Origin of the sequence: Clostridium thailandense (genome assembly GCF_019207025.1) — a bacterium.
Lineage (GTDB): Bacteria > Bacillota > Clostridia > Clostridiales > Clostridiaceae > Clostridium_AM > Clostridium_AM thailandense.
The window spans coordinates 21,149-37,583 of sequence record NZ_JAEEGC010000021.1; the positions used below are offsets into that span (position 1 = coordinate 21,149).

Below are 16,435 nucleotides of genomic sequence, written 5' to 3' on the forward strand. Positions count from 1 at the left end.
ATTTATCACCTCTCATCCTCTGCTAGCCATGATTTAACAATATCTGCAACCTGTTCAGGTTTCTCTTTAGCGTATTTCTTAATTTCATTTTCAATATGACTTTTTTCATCTTCAGTTTCAAAATCAATAGGCTTGAATTTAGGACGATCCTTTTCACTTTCCAATTCATCTCCTATAATTACATCAATTCCCTGACGTCCAAGTTGTTCTTCTAGTTCTGCTTCTTCTGCTTTCTTCTTTCTTCTCCATGCTATAAATGCGGCTATTCCTCCTGCTAATAGAATTGCCCCTAAAATTCCACCTATGATGTACATTTTACGCTTTGCAGCAGCATCGGCAGCTTTCTTCATAGCATCTAAATCATCCTTAACACCCTTTTGTGCTGTAGTATCAAAAGGAATCCCTTCAACACTTACAGTATCACCTCTAGTTGCATCAAATCCTATAGCTGAGGAAGCAAGATTTTTTATAGAATTTATAGTTGCAGGATCTACATTTCCATCTAATGCTATTGAAGCTGTTAGTCTTTTAACTGCACCTGGAGCCTTTATAGTCTTTTGCTCAACCTTCGGTACGTCGTAGTTTTTTGTACTTTCCTTATGAGTTGACGTTCCATTACCATTACTATTTGTTGTGGTGTTAGTCATATTATTATCTACGGGACTACTAGATCCTGATGTACCTGGTGTTGTAGAACTATCATCTACATTATGTTCGCTAACAACTACACTTTTGGGATCATAGGTTACAGAATCTTGCTGTGTTGCATCAAAATCCAAGTCTGCATTAATTTTTACCTTGACCTTGTCCTTTCCATACACAGCTTCCAGCATACTTAAAAGTCTTTTTTCTACATCTTTTTCATACTGTTGTTTTAATTGCTGCTGTTTTTCAGCTGGTGTTGTCGACGCTGATAAATCTTTGTTATTACCATCATTATATAAGTCCTTTGACAACAAATTCATTTTATCATCTATTACTTCTACATTTTCCTTAGGTATATTCTTAACACTGCCTGATATCAATGATACGATTGATCTTACTTGATCATCAGTAAGCTTTGCTCCTGCCTTCACCTTTATAGTTACAGATGCCTTTCCTGGATCTGTATCCTTAACAAATGTAGTGTCATCTGGCATTACAAGGTGTACTCTTGCATTTTCAACTTCATCAAATCCCTTTATTGTTCTTTCCAGTTCCCCCTGTAGTGCTCTTTGGTAATTTATCTTTATCTCCTGATCTGTAGACCCAAGTTTACTTTTATCTAAAAGTTCAAAACCCTGACTTCCATTTGTCAAGGATACTTCTGATAATATTTTCATTCTTACTGTATCTACTTGATCTTTTGGTACCAATATAGATGTTCCACTAACCTTGGCATCTACTTTATCAGCCTGTAATTGTTTATAGACTGCAGCCGAATCAGAAGAATCCATATTCGAAAATAGAACTGCATATCTAGTTTGCCCAAAATATACTCCTCCAAAAATGAGTGCTGCTACAACTCCAGCAGCTATAACTCCATAGGCTATTTTTCTTTTTTTACTCAGCTCTTTCCATCTTTCAATTAAATTTTTAAACATTTGTGATAGCTTACCCATCCATTTAGCACTCCTTACTACAACTGTGTTCTACTCAATTCTTGGTAGGCCTCCACAAATTTATTTCTAACCTGCACTGCTAATTCTAATGACATCTTAGCTTCTTCTGTATCCAACATAACTTTATGTATATCTGTATCTTCACCTGAAATAAATTTTTGCGTTGTATCATCTGCCTGAACTTGTTGATCATTAACCTCATCAAGCTTTTGCTTCAGCAGTTCTCCAAACCCACCATCCTGACTTTTGGTCTGTTTGTCATTCTTTTCTCCAATACTTTGAAAAATTTTGCTATCTGGCGTAAACTCATTTATTCTCATAATTTAGTCTCCTTATTTGCCAATTTCTAAAGCTTTTAAAAACATGCTTTTTTCTGAGTTAATAGCAGTAACATTAGCTTCATAAGCTCTGGTGGCTACTATCATATCTGCCATTTCATTAAGTATATTTACATTAGGCATTGTCACATAACCCTGATTGTCTGCGTCGGGATTAGAGGGATCATAAACTCTTCTCATAGGAGAATTGTCTTCTTTAATACCAATGGCTTTTACTCCCATTGGCACATCTTCATATTTTCCAGTTTCTTTGTTTAGTTCGCTGCTTAAATTTTCTTGAAATACTGCGATTTTTCTTTTATATGGTTGTCCATTTGCTCCCCTGGTAGTGTTAACATTAGCTATATTAGAAGCTATTGTATCCATTCTAAGCCTTTCTGCTGAAAGTCCACTAGCGCTTATTCTTAAATTATTAAAAGTTTTTATCATTTAATGTTCTCCCCCGTTTTTACTATTTTCCACTTATTACATATCTCTCCGCAGATAACCTACTGTTAACTTGATTTATTAATGCATTATACATTAATGTATTAGCCGCTGCATTTGTCATTTCGTTATCTACATCCACATTATTGCCGTCCTCTCTTATGCTTGTAGTATTATCTGTTTCTGTTTTGATTTCTCCGTATTCACTTCCATATTGCATATGCTTATCATCTGTATTTTTAAGTTCTAAATTATCTGTGCTTTGGTTTAGGGATTCTTCAAAAGTAACATACTGTCTTTTATAACCTTTAGTGTTAATATTAGCAATATTATTTGAGATGGCTTTACTTCGAGCAGAGGTTGCATCTAGAGACTTTTTTAACAAATTATAAGTTAACTGGTCTTTTGATAAATCTGTTATATTCAAGTTATCAACTCCTATACTATTTTATTATTAGACACCGTTTATGTGATTCCTCTTCTATTATAATTTATTTTTGTTTTAAATTAAATATTTTATTAAAAATATTTCTTCCTATCTTTGTCCTATTATTATACAACTAATTATACAATAGTTATTTATCATTTTCTATAAATATTCGATTTTATTATACATATATATAGATAAATATTTTGAAAAAAAAGCAAGTATTAACTTTTAGCTTAAATTATATGTCTAAAAGTTATCACTTGCTTTTTTAATGAACTTATTAAATTACTTACTTCTTACATTCTGTAAAATTTGCAATACATCTTGTGGAAATTTGTTGGTTTGCGCCATCATTGCGTTAGCTGCATCAATTAATATATTATCCTTACTATACTCCATCATTTCCTTAGCTATATCTGCATCTCTTAAACTACTGTCTACATTTTCCATTGTATCGGATATTTCATTTACATCGTTTAGGGTACCTTCAAATCTATTTTCTAGTGAACCATATTTACTTCTTACGTTAACAACCTTGTCAATGGCATTATCTACAATAGTTAACGCATCATCAATAGATGTTCCACCAGCTTCAATGTTAATATCATTTATACTTTTTCCTGCTAAAGCCCCACTGCCTTCTATTGCAAGTTTTCCTGGTGATAAATCATATATAGGTATTTTGACACTATCACCAGAATTTGCACCTATTTGCATATCCAAATTTACAGCTTCACCAATATCCGTTGGATCTAACTTTGTTTTATTCAGAACAGCTTTTCCATTAAATTCTGTATTATTTACTATATCTCCTATGCCTTTCACCATTTGATCAATTTCACTCTGTATGTTCTTTCTATCTTCAGGTGAATTAGCAGAGCTTCCCGCTTGCACAGTTAGTTCTCTTATCCTCTGAAGCATTTGAGTCATACCATCAAGACCACCCTCAGCTGTTTGAAGCATACTCACTCCATCCTGATTATTTTGGGCTGCCATTTGAAATCCTCTGATTTGCATTCTTGTTCTTTCACTTTGTGCTATAGCATTTGGATCATCCTTAGCACAGCTCACCTTGTAGCCTGAAGATATTCTGCTAAGTGCAGTACTTTGTTTTTGCGAAACTTTCATCTGACTTTTATATATCTCTAAGGATGCTATATTATGACTTAATCTCATCATATCACTCCAAACTATATTTTATAGTTTTAATTTGTTATTTTAATATCTGTAGTACTGTCGCTGCTAACATTCAGAAGTGCTGTTCCAATTTGAGTTATTCCATCGCTACTATAGAAATAAACATCAGCATTAGATCCAACTATTAATGATACTACATTCTCTCCTAGGTTACATAAATTATTGTTTCCTTCAACTTTATATTTAGTACCACTAGGAAGATTGGAAGAATTTATAGTTATTTGTTTTAATGTAGGTAAATAAGGTGTTAACGTAACTACCTTAGCATTCGCACTATAGCTATTGTTATCCTTTGCTTTAACAGAAAAAGATAGCACTGTCTTTTTAGGTAGAACCTCTCCTTTTTTTGATTTTACGCCTTTGTTTAAAACTAGCTGATAACTATGTCCTACAACATATCCACCAGAGGGTGCACTTATCTTTATGCTATAGGTATTATTTCCTTCAGTTACAGCAGGTGTAAATGTGCTTCCTGTTGTTAAATCATTAATTTGGACACTATTTGAAAAAGTGCTTATATCTATTTCAGATTTAAATCTTATAGTCCAAGCCTTATTCGTATCTGTTATAACTTTACTTCCCATGTCCTTTGTATCAGAATCTGAAGCAAAGGCCATATTGGGAGCAAAAGACAGACATATTAAAATAGCTAAAGCAACTAAAGCATACTTTTTTAGATTTTTCATACTATTAATTTCCTCCTTAAATTGTTTTACAAAAACATTTTACTCCATTACTTATTTTATCGTTGCTACAAGCTTTTTTCTTTATAGCTCTAATAAAATTTGCACATACATAACTATAACCTTAATTATTTTAATAAAAACAGCCCTATTACTAGGACTGCTTTTATTGAATTTTTCACAACCAAATCAAGTAAACTTACTGCATTTTCGACTTAAACTTGCCATCAATTAAAAACCTAATGATGCTGATGGTATTGTAAATATTATTGGAGCAGCCGCTGAATTTCCAGCTTCATCAACTACATTTACAGCAGTTATAGTTATAGTCTCCCCACCTGATATTGATTCACCTGTGCCTAATGTTATTTTAAAGGTATCGCTATAGGTTGTACCATTATAGGTTGTACTATTTTGAGGAGCTATTATTACTCCTGTAGTTCCAAAACTATTGCTGGATAAAGCTAAATTAGCAGCAGTAATATTACTTGTATTAATTTTGTCATTAAATTTAATTGTTATTGTATCTCCTGCTTGTATAGTATTAAGTGTTCCTCCATCATTTGATGCTGTTATTGGATTTGTTCCATCTGCTGCTGGTGCAGTTGTATCTATAACAATATTTTTAGTACTTGCTAAAGATGTACTATCTGCGTAAGCAGGCAAAATCAAAATATTAGCATCTCCTGTAACACTTCCTGCTGTTGATTTCATAGTTCCTGAATTTAGATTTATTGAACTTACATTTAAATAGTTTGAACTTGGAGTATTATCTGCAGCTCCAACAGTGTAATTAAATACTAGAATACTTGTACCAGATCCACTAGCATAAGTTGCAGTTCCTCCTGAATTTAATGTTAATTTTGGAATTCCTGTAACTGTAACATTACCACTAAAATTAACTGTTATAGGTATAACTGTTCCAGCTTTATAGTTACCATTGCTTTGAGAAGAAGTTATAGAACTTACAGCTGCAAATACATTTTGGCTAATTACAGCATCATTATACCCTGGCGAAGATATAGTTAAACTATGCACACCAGCGGTACTAAAGGTTCCTGCTGGTATCACTATTTTTCCTGATTGAGTTCTATCACAACTACTTATTATATCAGTAGTTCCATCCATTATATGGGTTATTCCAGTTCTCCATGTACTATCATCTGTAAATGTAATATCAATATCTTCTGCTGTAGACTTTCCTGTTGCTGGTGTTAAGTCTGGTGGATTAACGCCTAATACACTATTTGTTACCGTGTAACTACTAAGTGAACTTGCTAGATTTCCTGCTATATCCTGTATATTTCCTGTTGCCCCCGGAGTATAGTTTACTGTTACACTAATACCATGTGGGATTGATGAACCTAAAGTTAAAATAACAGTTTTTCCACTTACTGCAGCTGTAAAGCCAGAAGCAGCTGATCCAGCAATATTAACCCCAAAGTGAGTAGCATCTAAAGCTACACTACTGTTTAACGTTTCATCGTAAGTCAATACTATCTGATTATTCGCACCATTATTGACCGCAGCGCTTTGCAATATTGGTTTAGTTGAGTCAATTATAAAGGAACCTCCACTTTGTGCCAATACAGTTCCGCTACCAATAGTAGTTCCATCCACAAGCACTACTTTATAATCGTTTGTTTGTCTCGGTATAATTATGTTTGTATCTGCATTTGTAAAGTAGGTACAGTTATCTGAAGTCATATATTGTCTTATATCACTTTCTGCAGTATAATTCCAGGAAGTTGGTATTACATAAGCTCTATAAGTTGTTGGTAACCCAGAAACAATGCTTGATATCGGTTGAGATGTTCCTCCCTGTAATGGGGTTGCTGCTACTATCACTGGTGATGCTATAGCTGATGAAGCAGTACCTGGATTTATTAAAATTCCATTAAACAATACAGGATTTGATACATTATTATTTCCATCTAATAAATCTGTTGTAGGCGTAGAATTATCGTTTGTAACAGCTGCTCCAGTTACTTTTAGCACTGGTGCAACACAGTTATCAAAGTTATTTGGCTGTAATAAACCTAATCCTCCAATCTTAGCAGTACCCGCTGTTACGGCTACACCAGTATCAGCCCTTCCGACCGTAGGCACTGTATCAGTTGAAGAAGCTACGTAATGACTATAATTGGCAAACTTGTTACCTATAATCTCTAATGTTCCATTAGATTGGTAAACACCATTTTGATATCCATTTATTGACGCTGAATTTGCAGCAAAATTATTATTGAAAATTACTCCTGTGCTAGCAGAATTAAAATTTATAACTCTATTCAATGCATTTGTAGAATCAAAAACTGAATTTTTAACTGTTAAAGTACCTGAAGTTTGATTAATCCCCCAACATTGTCCATTGTCATTTTTAATATTAGTAAAGTACACCCCATCCAATGTTAAATTCTGTGAAGCATTAATAACATTGGATATATTTTTTGTATTCCCATCTATGGTTAAATTTTTAAGAGTTAACGAACTGCCACTTGCTGTGATAAAGGAACCGTTGTTTAAGCTGTTTATTTTAATTTGAGACATATTTCCTATTCCTTCTATAGTTAGGTCTCTATTAGAAGGCAGAGTGTAGTTATCCATAAGATAAACTCTAGATAACAATTTAATATCCGTTACTGTTGAATCTGCAAATGCAGCAGCCAGCTGTGTATCGTTAGCTACAGTTATAGATTTTTGTGCTCCTATAGTAATTATTACATAACCCTGAAGACCTGTACCATCTTTTGCAGTGGCCCAAACTTTTACTCTTCCATTCTCCAATCCACTTATTACTGCCTTTGTCGGCGTAGTGGCATTTGAATTAATAGTAGCTTTAGTTGTTGCTATTCCATTTGGAGAATCCTCGTCAGACACCGACCAGGTAACAGGAGTACTAGCTGTAAGATTTAATGTGCCATTAATTCCAGATATTGAGTATAACCCACTATCACTTGTTATTTTTATCTCTACTGCTTCAACACTTGGCAAAGTTGATGTCGTAGCTTTCCTTCTTACTTTTACAGGCTCAGTCTTTGGAACCGAACTTATTATAGTACTTCCTAGGCTGCAGGTTTGCCAGCCACTTGCACTTGTGTAATATTGCATACTAGCTGTTGTTCCTGTTATTGTAACTTTATTATTAGCTGTATCATTTGTAATTGCAGTATCATCAAAACTAAGTCCCGAAGGAGCAGCTGCTCTTGGAGAAATCACAATAGCAGTAGTAGGTGAACTAGCTGGAGTGTTTCCAGAAGCTTTAATTCTAAACTGTATTTGAGTTCCTCCCTTGCCTATACTTATTGTATTACTAATAACACCTGTTGAAGGTACATCCTTCCAATCAGATTCACCTACTGTTGCTACTTTTCCTGTAGTGCTTATTGGAGCAACTCTATATTGAAGATTTCCTACCACTACAGAGTCTGTGGAAGAGTTAACTAAAAGATTAGTAATATCTATATCATTAGTTGAATCTGCTGGACCAGATGTTGTTACTCCACTCAAATCTATTGACACACCTATTGGTGCTGCTGGTGATTCAACTCCATAGCTTACAGCGGTTCTTCTACTCTCAGCCTGAGTCCCTCTTGTTACACTTACGTATAAAATCCCACCATTTTTATTAAGATCCATCCCCGCTATAGAAATTTTCCCTGAAGAATCTGCCTTTTGTTGAACAATTGGCTTGGTAGCAGTTAACGAATCGTAAACTTTTAATGTATCTCCAGCTGATAAATTTGCACCATCTAAAGTAACTAAAGTATCATTTTTACCTATATTATTTGTAACCTGAACATATTGCGAACCAATTCCAGTGGAAGCCAAACTTAAACTTAATGTTATAGTTTTACCGTATCCAACTATAGTTCCATTAAAAATGCATACACCATTTTTATTCGTGTAATTACTTCTATTCCAATTAACAACTAATTGCTTTATAGTATTATCACTCATAGTTGCTGGAACCTTATCTGGAAGATACTTATCTAAATCTATGTCGCCTATTCCTTTTCCTACGTCAGTATCATCTACTGCAACAGCTATATTGTTTACAGTTTTAATAGTAACAGTAGATTTTGGCTTAGTCACAGCAGCAGTTTGAAGCTTATAAGTGGTATTTCCGTTTTTATCTACAGTAGCCACAGGATCTAGCACCTGATATAGCTTACCATTCTGTGTAAAATAAATTATATCTTTTCTTGTACTTGCATTATCAGGATTTTGTACGTATATGTTTATATCACTAGCTGCTACATCTGTAATTTTTTCTCCAACTCCACCGTTAGTTCCTACCTTATATATTTTATTTCCATCTAGTAAGCTTACGTAATATATATTGGAATCAGACACATTGATATGTGTAGCTTCTTCATCCTCTGGAACACTGCTATTTCCATTTTTATCAGTGGTAACCAGCTTTATACTTATACTAGATCCATCTAATTTATATACTTTCCCATCTGCAGTAGAGTAATAAACATTAGAAGAATCTGAAGTATTAATATATCTTACATTATATATAGAAGACGATCTTAGCAATCTATTACTTCCATCTAAGGATATACTATAAAGTCTTCCTCCATCAGAAGCATTACTGTAAAATATAGTATTTCCTCCTGATATACTTACATAATCAGCTTCATCACTACACAAAGGAGTAGAGTTTCCCGAAGCATCTAAACAATATAGTTTTCCTCCATCAGATTTATTACTATAATAAACCTTATCTCCAACTACATTCAAAAAGGTTCCAATATTATCACTTATTTTTTGCTTTTTAGTACCATCTATTTTCACCTTATATATTTTTCCGCCATCGCTATAATTACTATAATACACCCATCCACCTACAGCTGTAACATACTTGGCGTTGTCATCACATATAACATAATTTTCTAAGCCACTATCACTCATCTTGTATATTTTTCCACTATCCGCAGTATTAGAATAATATCTGTAAGTACCATCTGAAGCCACTAAACCTGTATTAGACATATTACCTTGTCCTAAACTGCTTGATGATGATGTAGGTGTAGTAGTAGCATATGAAGTTAGGGGAACATTAATTGTAGAAACACTTCCATCAGTAGTACTAGGTAACGTTAAACTACCTGTTGCTATAAAATTGGTTGTATCGCTATCAGAAAATAAATATAATGTTACTGATCCTGAGCTGCTAGTAACTGATGTAGCTATAGTATCGTTTATACTCTTTAGTGCAACCAATTTAGTATTAGCTACACTATAATAAGAAGAACCAGTAATTCCTGAAATATTTATAATTTTGGTATTTAAAAGATATAGACTGTTATCTATAATCTTTGTTAAACTAACCTGTACAGTAGCATAGCTTGAACTTGCTACTGGATTATATCCACTGCTATTCCCATAAACATAAGTAATAGTAGTTCCATTCTTGTAGTAGTATATGTTACTACCAATTAATGAAGATAGCTGAGTTTCTGAAACTACACTATTTGTAACTACATTTAGTATTGAGCTGCCATTACTATAATATATTTCAGTCGGATTATTAAATATTTGATTGTTTATTTGATCAATTTGGCTAGCTATGTTTGAATAATAATAAGCTTTATTGCCTACAATTAACATAGGCTCTTGTGGTAATGCTGCTTTGACATGTTGTTGAACTCCAACACAACCCGCAGCCGCCATCACTAGAAACCTTAATTTTTTCATCTTAATCCTCCTTTTGAATCTTTTGTTTAATACTATGTTTATCGTAAACTCCTATAATTAATTAAGTACTATAGACATCCACGGCCGACACTTAACTTTATACTTCAGGATATGTTAAATGTCTGTTTTTGGTATCTATATCATACTTTATCTAATAGAAGTCAATAGAAAAGAGCTTGAATTCCTCTTTTCTACTGTACTTTAATTACAACAGGTACTGGAACACCACTATTATAGTAGTCTATAGTAGCTTGTACAGTGTAAGAAGCTGAATCTGATGGAGATATAACTGGTGGATTCCATAATGATACTTTTACTAATTTATATAATGGAGTAACCCCCTGTGGATTTGATATTATAGCATACAATTTAATATCTTCCATTTTTATTACTCCACTTGCACTTATAGTAATCGGTATAGGAGTAGTAGGACTGTAACTGGTATTAGTAGCATTAGGATTAGTATAGTCTGATGTAATTCCTATAACTTTAGGAATTATACCTATAGTAGCAGCCACTTTAGTACCATTACTTGTAACCCCTTCTAATCTCATAGTAGCTATTCTACAATCATCAAGGTATTGACTCGCATCAGTTGTTATATTTGAAGAAGTACCTATACTTACTCCAGTTTTCCATGTAACCTTTACCTTTTTATTAGTTAACGGATCTGTTATCTGAGTTGGGTATACATCTCCTTGAACAATAGGTGATAACTCTCCTATATCTCTAGAAGGGCTATTTGAATTACCTCCATTATTTCCACTATTCCCTGAATTGTTTGGATCTAAATCTACCCCACCTTCAGATGTTACTATCATAAGGTAACTAACCCTTTTACCGCAGTCTGGAACTGTACCTTTTAGTATATGCGTACCTTTTCTGCTTCCCTTTATGAGTGTACTTGCTGCATCCCAATCCACATCAAAAGCGGTGCTGCTTCCATCTTGCATTAACGCTATTACTTGACTTGGCATATCAGAACTTATATAATCATTCATTTCATCTGTGGTTGCAAAAACCTTCTTAAAATCTGGTATGCTTGCTACAATTGATGCAGGATTTATATTTAGTGTCAGCTTAACTTTTTTACTATACTTGTCTACAGTACCGTTAAAAACATAAACTCCAGGTTTATTACTACTTTGTGTCCCGTAATCCCAGTTTACAGGAACTTCGGCCCAAGTTCCATCTGTCATTTGCGCAGTAACTGTTGATGGAATCTGGTAGGTTTCTCTGCTATCAGCAGTATCTGTTATATCATTAATCTTATAAGGTATTGGCTTTACTGTAAGTGTTGCATATACAGTCTTATCTGTTCCATTTATTTTTCCTAAAAAATTATATATTCCTGGCTTTGTCGTATTTACTTTAGTAAGATTCCAATCAACTGCTACTTCTTTTTTTGTACCATCTGTAGCAGTTATTATGATAGTTTGTCTAGGAGTATATTTTTCATTTTGCAATATAGTATCTGTTATATTTTGAGTACTTCCCACCGCAAGTGGAAGATCTTGCGCAGCTAGTTCTGTAGCATAGCTTACTGATCCATTTCCTCCCAGAATCTTCAATTTAGTTACTATATGTTTCTTTAAAAAGTCTTGTGTAGAGTTGTCCATAGGACTATCTACAAATAACACTGGTGATGATGTGCTAGGTGCTAAAGCAGATGCTCCCAAAGAATCGGGAAAATCTTTAGCCGAGGCTATATATAAAGTATTTGTATCCACTTCATTTTGGAAAGCCTCTATTATACTAGTGTTTCTTTCATAATCATTGCCATAGCCTATTCTCTTAACATTCGATAACCCACTTATAGCATTATCACTTATCATATTTTGATCCCCAATAACATATATCTGGGACATTTTTGATGTATTACCTAAATATTTTTTCACTGAACTACTTAAAGATGTCCCATCTGTTAAAATTATTGGCATACCTTTTAGTGCAGCTATGGATGCTATAGACATTCCATCTTTAAAATTATTACCGTTTATAATAGCAACTTCGTCATGTTTACCAATCTTTGCTGCTACTTGAATAGCAGTTTCATATCTATCGCTTCCTCCAAGTCTTGTAACCTTTATTTTTTTTGCCTTCAAAGCATCTTCTATACTCTGAGATACTACCCCTTTTCCTCCTATTATAAATACATTTTTCACATTTAATCTTGTAAGTTCTGAAGAAGTATATGGATTTAATATCTCTGCTCCAGTTAAAAGTATAGGTGCATCATATTTTTTTGCTAGAGGCGCTGCCGAAAGAGCATCTGGAAAATTTTCGCCATTTACTATCACTGCATAGTCTGTATCTTGCTTCCATCCATCCTCACATACTTTAGCTGCTGTTTCATATCTATCCATGCCATTATACCTAGTTACTACTGGCGAAGCCTGAACTTTTATGGTACCTAAGGTTCCTGCAACTGCAGCTGCTGCTACTAATAATACTAATTTTTTACTCTTAAGCACTCCTACTAACTCTGACTTATTCATTGATATATATGCAGCTCCTTTCCTTTAATTTTCTTCAATTACTGAACTTATTGCATTGAAGAAGTTTCTATAATTATCATACATATTCACCTTTTCCTGAGCAAAATCCTTATCTTTTTGTCTTTGCTCAATATCATATTGAAGTTCTTGAATGGTGCTGGCACCGCTGTAACTCGGACTTTGCATACTTGCTATCTGAAGCTGTGCTTTCATATTTTCTATTTCCTTATTACACCTTTCAACGGTTGTCCTATAATAGTCATACCTATAATCTGAATAAACACAATTTATATTATTTATTATTTTCATCATATCTTTTGCATTATAAGTAGCCACCAGTTGATTATTTAAATCTCTTACTTTAGTATTCATATCATCTTTTTTCTTTATATCCGCTATTTGATTTTCCATATTTTCTATATTATCATTTATACTCTTAAGTTGTGTACTTGATAATCCTTGTGCCGTTAGCTGGCTCTTTTTCCAATCTCTTTCTTTATAAAGTCCTGAAAGTGTACTGTCATAAGCTTCCGAAGCATACGGACGATAAAGTTGTCTATACTTAAGTTTATCAAAATCACTATAACCATACATAGTTGAAAAGTTATCAATTTCATTTTTGATTTGAACATTCATTTCAATATCTTTTGAATAAAAATCACTGCTCTCATCTATTAATGATGTATCAAAGTCTTTATAATACAATGAATCTTTATAAGAAAGTATAGGAGTATAATCCTTAATAGGGTTATCTTCTAAATACAAAGTATTCAAACCACTTAATCCTTTTATATAGGTTAAATCATCAATCCCATTACTGCTTGCATTTAAATATTTTAACTTGTTCAGATATTGTAATGGCTTTAAATCACTTCCGTCTATACTAGTGTTATTGCTTATATCTAAATAAGTAAGATTAGTTAATTTTTCAACTGAATCTAAATTACTTATATCAGTATGACTTAAATTTAAAGTAGTTAAGCTAGTCAATTTCTCGAGATTTGTAAGGCTTCCTAAATCGTTTCCCTTTAAATTTAAGGATGTAAGGTTTGTAAGTACGTTTAAATTTTCTAAATCTGAACTAGTTATCCTATTTCGTGTACTATAATATTCTTCAGAATTAGAATTACTCAAATCTAAGAAAGTTAAATTAGTAAGGTATCTAAATACATTTTCACTTATCTTATCATAGTCATTATCATTGTTATCACTGCTATTCTCTCTTGAATAATCAAAAGTACTTATATCGTTATCACTTAGATTTAACTGTTTAAGTTCCCTAAGGTTAGATAGATACGATATATCCTCTATTTCATTGTGACTTAAGTTAAGATCTTCAAGGTAATATAATTTCAAAAGCGGTAACACATCTGTTATCTGATTATAACTTAAATCTAAACTTTTTAAATTAGAACAGTTATCGAGTCCTGTGAGATCATCTATTCCCTGATTACTTAAATCTAAAGATGTAATATCCTTTAGATCTGAATAGTGCAATTCTCTGTCATGAATTCCCACCTTATCTCTTATAAGTTTTTCTAACTGCTTGTCCTTAAATTCTGCTGTATCTGAATTATTAAAAGGAGCAGTATTGTCAAAGGCCACAGTCCCAAAAATACTACTTACTCTGCTATCCGGCATTACCGCTTCTCCGCCTAACACCGTTAAATATTCTGGTGCTGTACTATTGTATCCATAATTAGGTATTTTACTTAAAATAAAGTTTTTTAGCATTTGTGTATTAGAATCTCCAGACAGTATAACTGGAGATTTAGTTTTTGCAGCAAGTGCTGCACCAGACAATGCATCTGCAAAGCCGTCTCCAGAGGCAACAAACATATTATTAAGTGAAAACAAATCATACTCTGTAGAATACTGAGTTTTCTTATAGTCATCACTACTATTGCTGTGATCATCATAATTTACAGTATTACCATCAGAATGTTCTATAAATCTAGCTATTATGTTTATGTTCCTTTCATATTTATCTTTTCCAGTTATTCTTTCCACACTTCCATACTGTTTTATACTAGCGTTATCTGTAAAGGTATTTTCAAATTCACTTGCTACATTATCACTCACTACATCATTATCCCCTACTACAAAAATCTGCATGTTTCTGAAGTCACCTACATTATCATCACTTTTATCCGTATCTCCATTGTGAAGATTACTGTATTCTGAATTCCTTATAGTATTTAAATTACGTATATATTGTTTAGTTGTATCTGGCATAATATTTCTAGGTACCAAGAGTACCGGAACTCCCATAGCGGCAGCCGCTGGTCCTACAGATATTGCATCTGCGTAATCTTCTCCTGTTGCTACAGTTAAAGTATCCACATTTCCAAACTTTTCTGCAATTTTTACAGAGGTATCATATCTATCTATCCCTCCTAGTCTCTCTATCTGCATTCCTTCAGCTGCAAGTTGTTCTTCAATATTGCTGCCTACTGATCCAGTACCTCCTATTATGAACACTTTTCCTACCTTCAAGCTTTTAAGTTCTTCCATTACATCTGCTGGAAGTGAATTTTTATATGTTAGTAATATAGGTGAATCATATTTTTTAGCTAAAGGAACTGCGCTTAAAGCGTCTGGATAATTTTCACCACAGGCAAGTATTGCATAATAAGAGGATGTCCAACCATCTTGAGCTACTTTCACTGCAGTAGCGTATCTATCGCTTCCCGCTAAACGCTTTGTAGTCGGAAAGGATGCATATACTTTATACGAAAAACCGTTTAGTAATATACTAGTACATAATGTACTTAATAAAATCATCTTAATTATTGGTTTATTATTTCTAATCAAATTTCTTCCCCCAATATCCTTATTAATGTTGCGAGCTAGTTGTTTTACACAAAATTTAACCAATATTACTTAATATTTATCTGCATTCTATACTTTACTATCGTATAATTTTACATAAAACTTAACCCAAGTCCACATATGGAAATATGTAACATAATATTACACATATATTTCATTATATAACAAAAAAACAAAAGACCTCAAGGTTAATTACTTAAACCTTAAGATCTAATCTCTCAATCTTTTCATTTTTATATAAAAATTTTATATAAAATTTATCTTTTAATAGATAAATTTTGTATCAAGATTTTCAGTTTTTACATACACTTCAAGGATTTGAAGTGCTTCCTTCTCTGTTATTTGCTTGTTTACAAGTTTACGATGCAATATATATAAATTAGCATTAGCATCAGGATCTACATTTTTTGTTTCTCTCATTCTCTTAAGAATCTTTTGTTCAACGGTCAACTCTTCCGCATTTAATTCATTTTCCAACAATTTAATCAAATCTTCTGATTCTTTTTTTATATTTTTATCTTTAGTTGTTAACTTAATAGTATTTAATGAAATTCTAAGTTTATCTATAAATTGCTGTGACATCAATATTTTTTCATCATTACTCAAATCAATTTCCCACCTTTTTACATTATTTTAGCATTTTCCTTTATATATCTATATTTTATCAACGCACTTTCTAGTATGTCAATTAAAATACTATGATATTTTAAGAAATTAAATTCAATCT

At 32.9% G+C, this 16,435-nt stretch carries 10 protein-coding genes; all 10 read right to left on the reverse strand.

Annotated elements, in window-relative coordinates:
* Nucleotides 1–5: 5 nt before the first annotated feature.
* Nucleotides 6–1,601: a flagellar basal-body MS-ring/collar protein FliF gene (gene fliF / locus I6U48_RS04715; RefSeq protein ID WP_218319256.1), complete on the reverse strand. Its 1,596-nt coding sequence runs from the start codon at nucleotides 1,599–1,601 to the stop codon at nucleotides 6–8.
* 17 nt (nucleotides 1,602–1,618) lie between these two features.
* Nucleotides 1,619–1,921, reverse strand: coding sequence for a flagellar hook-basal body complex protein FliE (fliE, locus tag I6U48_RS04720; RefSeq protein ID WP_218319257.1), 303 nt, complete (start codon nucleotides 1,919–1,921; stop codon nucleotides 1,619–1,621).
* A 12-nt stretch (nucleotides 1,922–1,933) separates the two neighbouring features.
* Nucleotides 1,934–2,368 (reverse strand): flagellar basal body rod protein FlgC, encoded by a 435-nt coding sequence (gene flgC, locus I6U48_RS04725; protein WP_218319258.1) that lies wholly within the window; start codon nucleotides 2,366–2,368, stop codon nucleotides 1,934–1,936.
* A gap of 22 nt (nucleotides 2,369–2,390) precedes the next feature.
* On the reverse strand, nucleotides 2,391–2,792 hold the full coding sequence (gene flgB, locus I6U48_RS04730) for a flagellar basal body rod protein FlgB (protein ID WP_218319259.1): 402 nt from the start codon (nucleotides 2,790–2,792) through the stop codon (nucleotides 2,391–2,393).
* A 288-nt stretch (nucleotides 2,793–3,080) separates the two neighbouring features.
* On the reverse strand, nucleotides 3,081–3,971 hold the full coding sequence (locus I6U48_RS04735; protein WP_218319260.1) for a flagellin N-terminal helical domain-containing protein: 891 nt from the start codon (nucleotides 3,969–3,971) through the stop codon (nucleotides 3,081–3,083).
* A gap of 29 nt (nucleotides 3,972–4,000) precedes the next feature.
* Nucleotides 4,001–4,678 carry an Ig-like domain-containing protein gene (locus tag I6U48_RS04740; protein WP_218319261.1) on the reverse strand — a complete coding sequence of 226 codons (678 nt, stop codon included), beginning with the start codon at nucleotides 4,676–4,678 and terminating at the stop codon, nucleotides 4,001–4,003.
* 228 nt (nucleotides 4,679–4,906) lie between these two features.
* Entirely contained in the window at nucleotides 4,907–10,378 is a 5,472-nt protein-coding gene (locus I6U48_RS04745; RefSeq protein WP_218319262.1) for a DUF5050 domain-containing protein, read from the reverse strand.
* 191 nt (nucleotides 10,379–10,569) lie between these two features.
* Nucleotides 10,570–12,876 (reverse strand): cell wall-binding repeat-containing protein, encoded by a 2,307-nt coding sequence (locus tag I6U48_RS04750; RefSeq protein WP_218319263.1) that lies wholly within the window; start codon nucleotides 12,874–12,876, stop codon nucleotides 10,570–10,572.
* Nucleotides 12,877–12,900: 24 nt separating this feature from the next.
* Entirely contained in the window at nucleotides 12,901–15,690 is a 2,790-nt protein-coding gene (locus I6U48_RS04755) for a cell wall-binding repeat-containing protein (protein ID WP_218319264.1), read from the reverse strand.
* Between the two features lie 282 nt (nucleotides 15,691–15,972).
* Nucleotides 15,973–16,314 carry a hypothetical protein gene (locus I6U48_RS04760; protein ID WP_218319265.1) on the reverse strand — a complete coding sequence of 114 codons (342 nt, stop codon included), beginning with the start codon at nucleotides 16,312–16,314 and terminating at the stop codon, nucleotides 15,973–15,975.
* Nucleotides 16,315–16,435: the final 121 nt, after the last annotated feature.

Bases quoted from the DNA above. Each gene is read 5' to 3' on its own strand.
- I6U48_RS04740 (WP_218319261.1), bottom strand. From the start codon at position 4,678: ATGAAAAATCTAAAAAAGTATGCTTTAGTTGCTTTAGCTATTTTAATA.
- I6U48_RS04735 (WP_218319260.1), bottom strand. From the start codon at position 3,971: ATGAGATTAAGTCATAATATAGCATCCTTAGAGATATATAAAAGTCAG.
- I6U48_RS04745 (WP_218319262.1), bottom strand. From the start codon at position 10,378: ATGAAAAAATTAAGGTTTCTAGTGATGGCGGCTGCGGGTTGTGTTGGA.
- I6U48_RS04750 (WP_218319263.1), bottom strand. From the start codon at position 12,876: ATGAATAAGTCAGAGTTAGTAGGAGTGCTTAAGAGTAAAAAATTAGTA.
- flgC (WP_218319258.1), bottom strand. From the start codon at position 2,368: ATGATAAAAACTTTTAATAATTTAAGAATAAGCGCTAGTGGACTTTCA.
- fliE (WP_218319257.1), bottom strand. From the start codon at position 1,921: ATGAGAATAAATGAGTTTACGCCAGATAGCAAAATTTTTCAAAGTATT.
- fliF (WP_218319256.1), bottom strand. From the start codon at position 1,601: ATGGGTAAGCTATCACAAATGTTTAAAAATTTAATTGAAAGATGGAAA.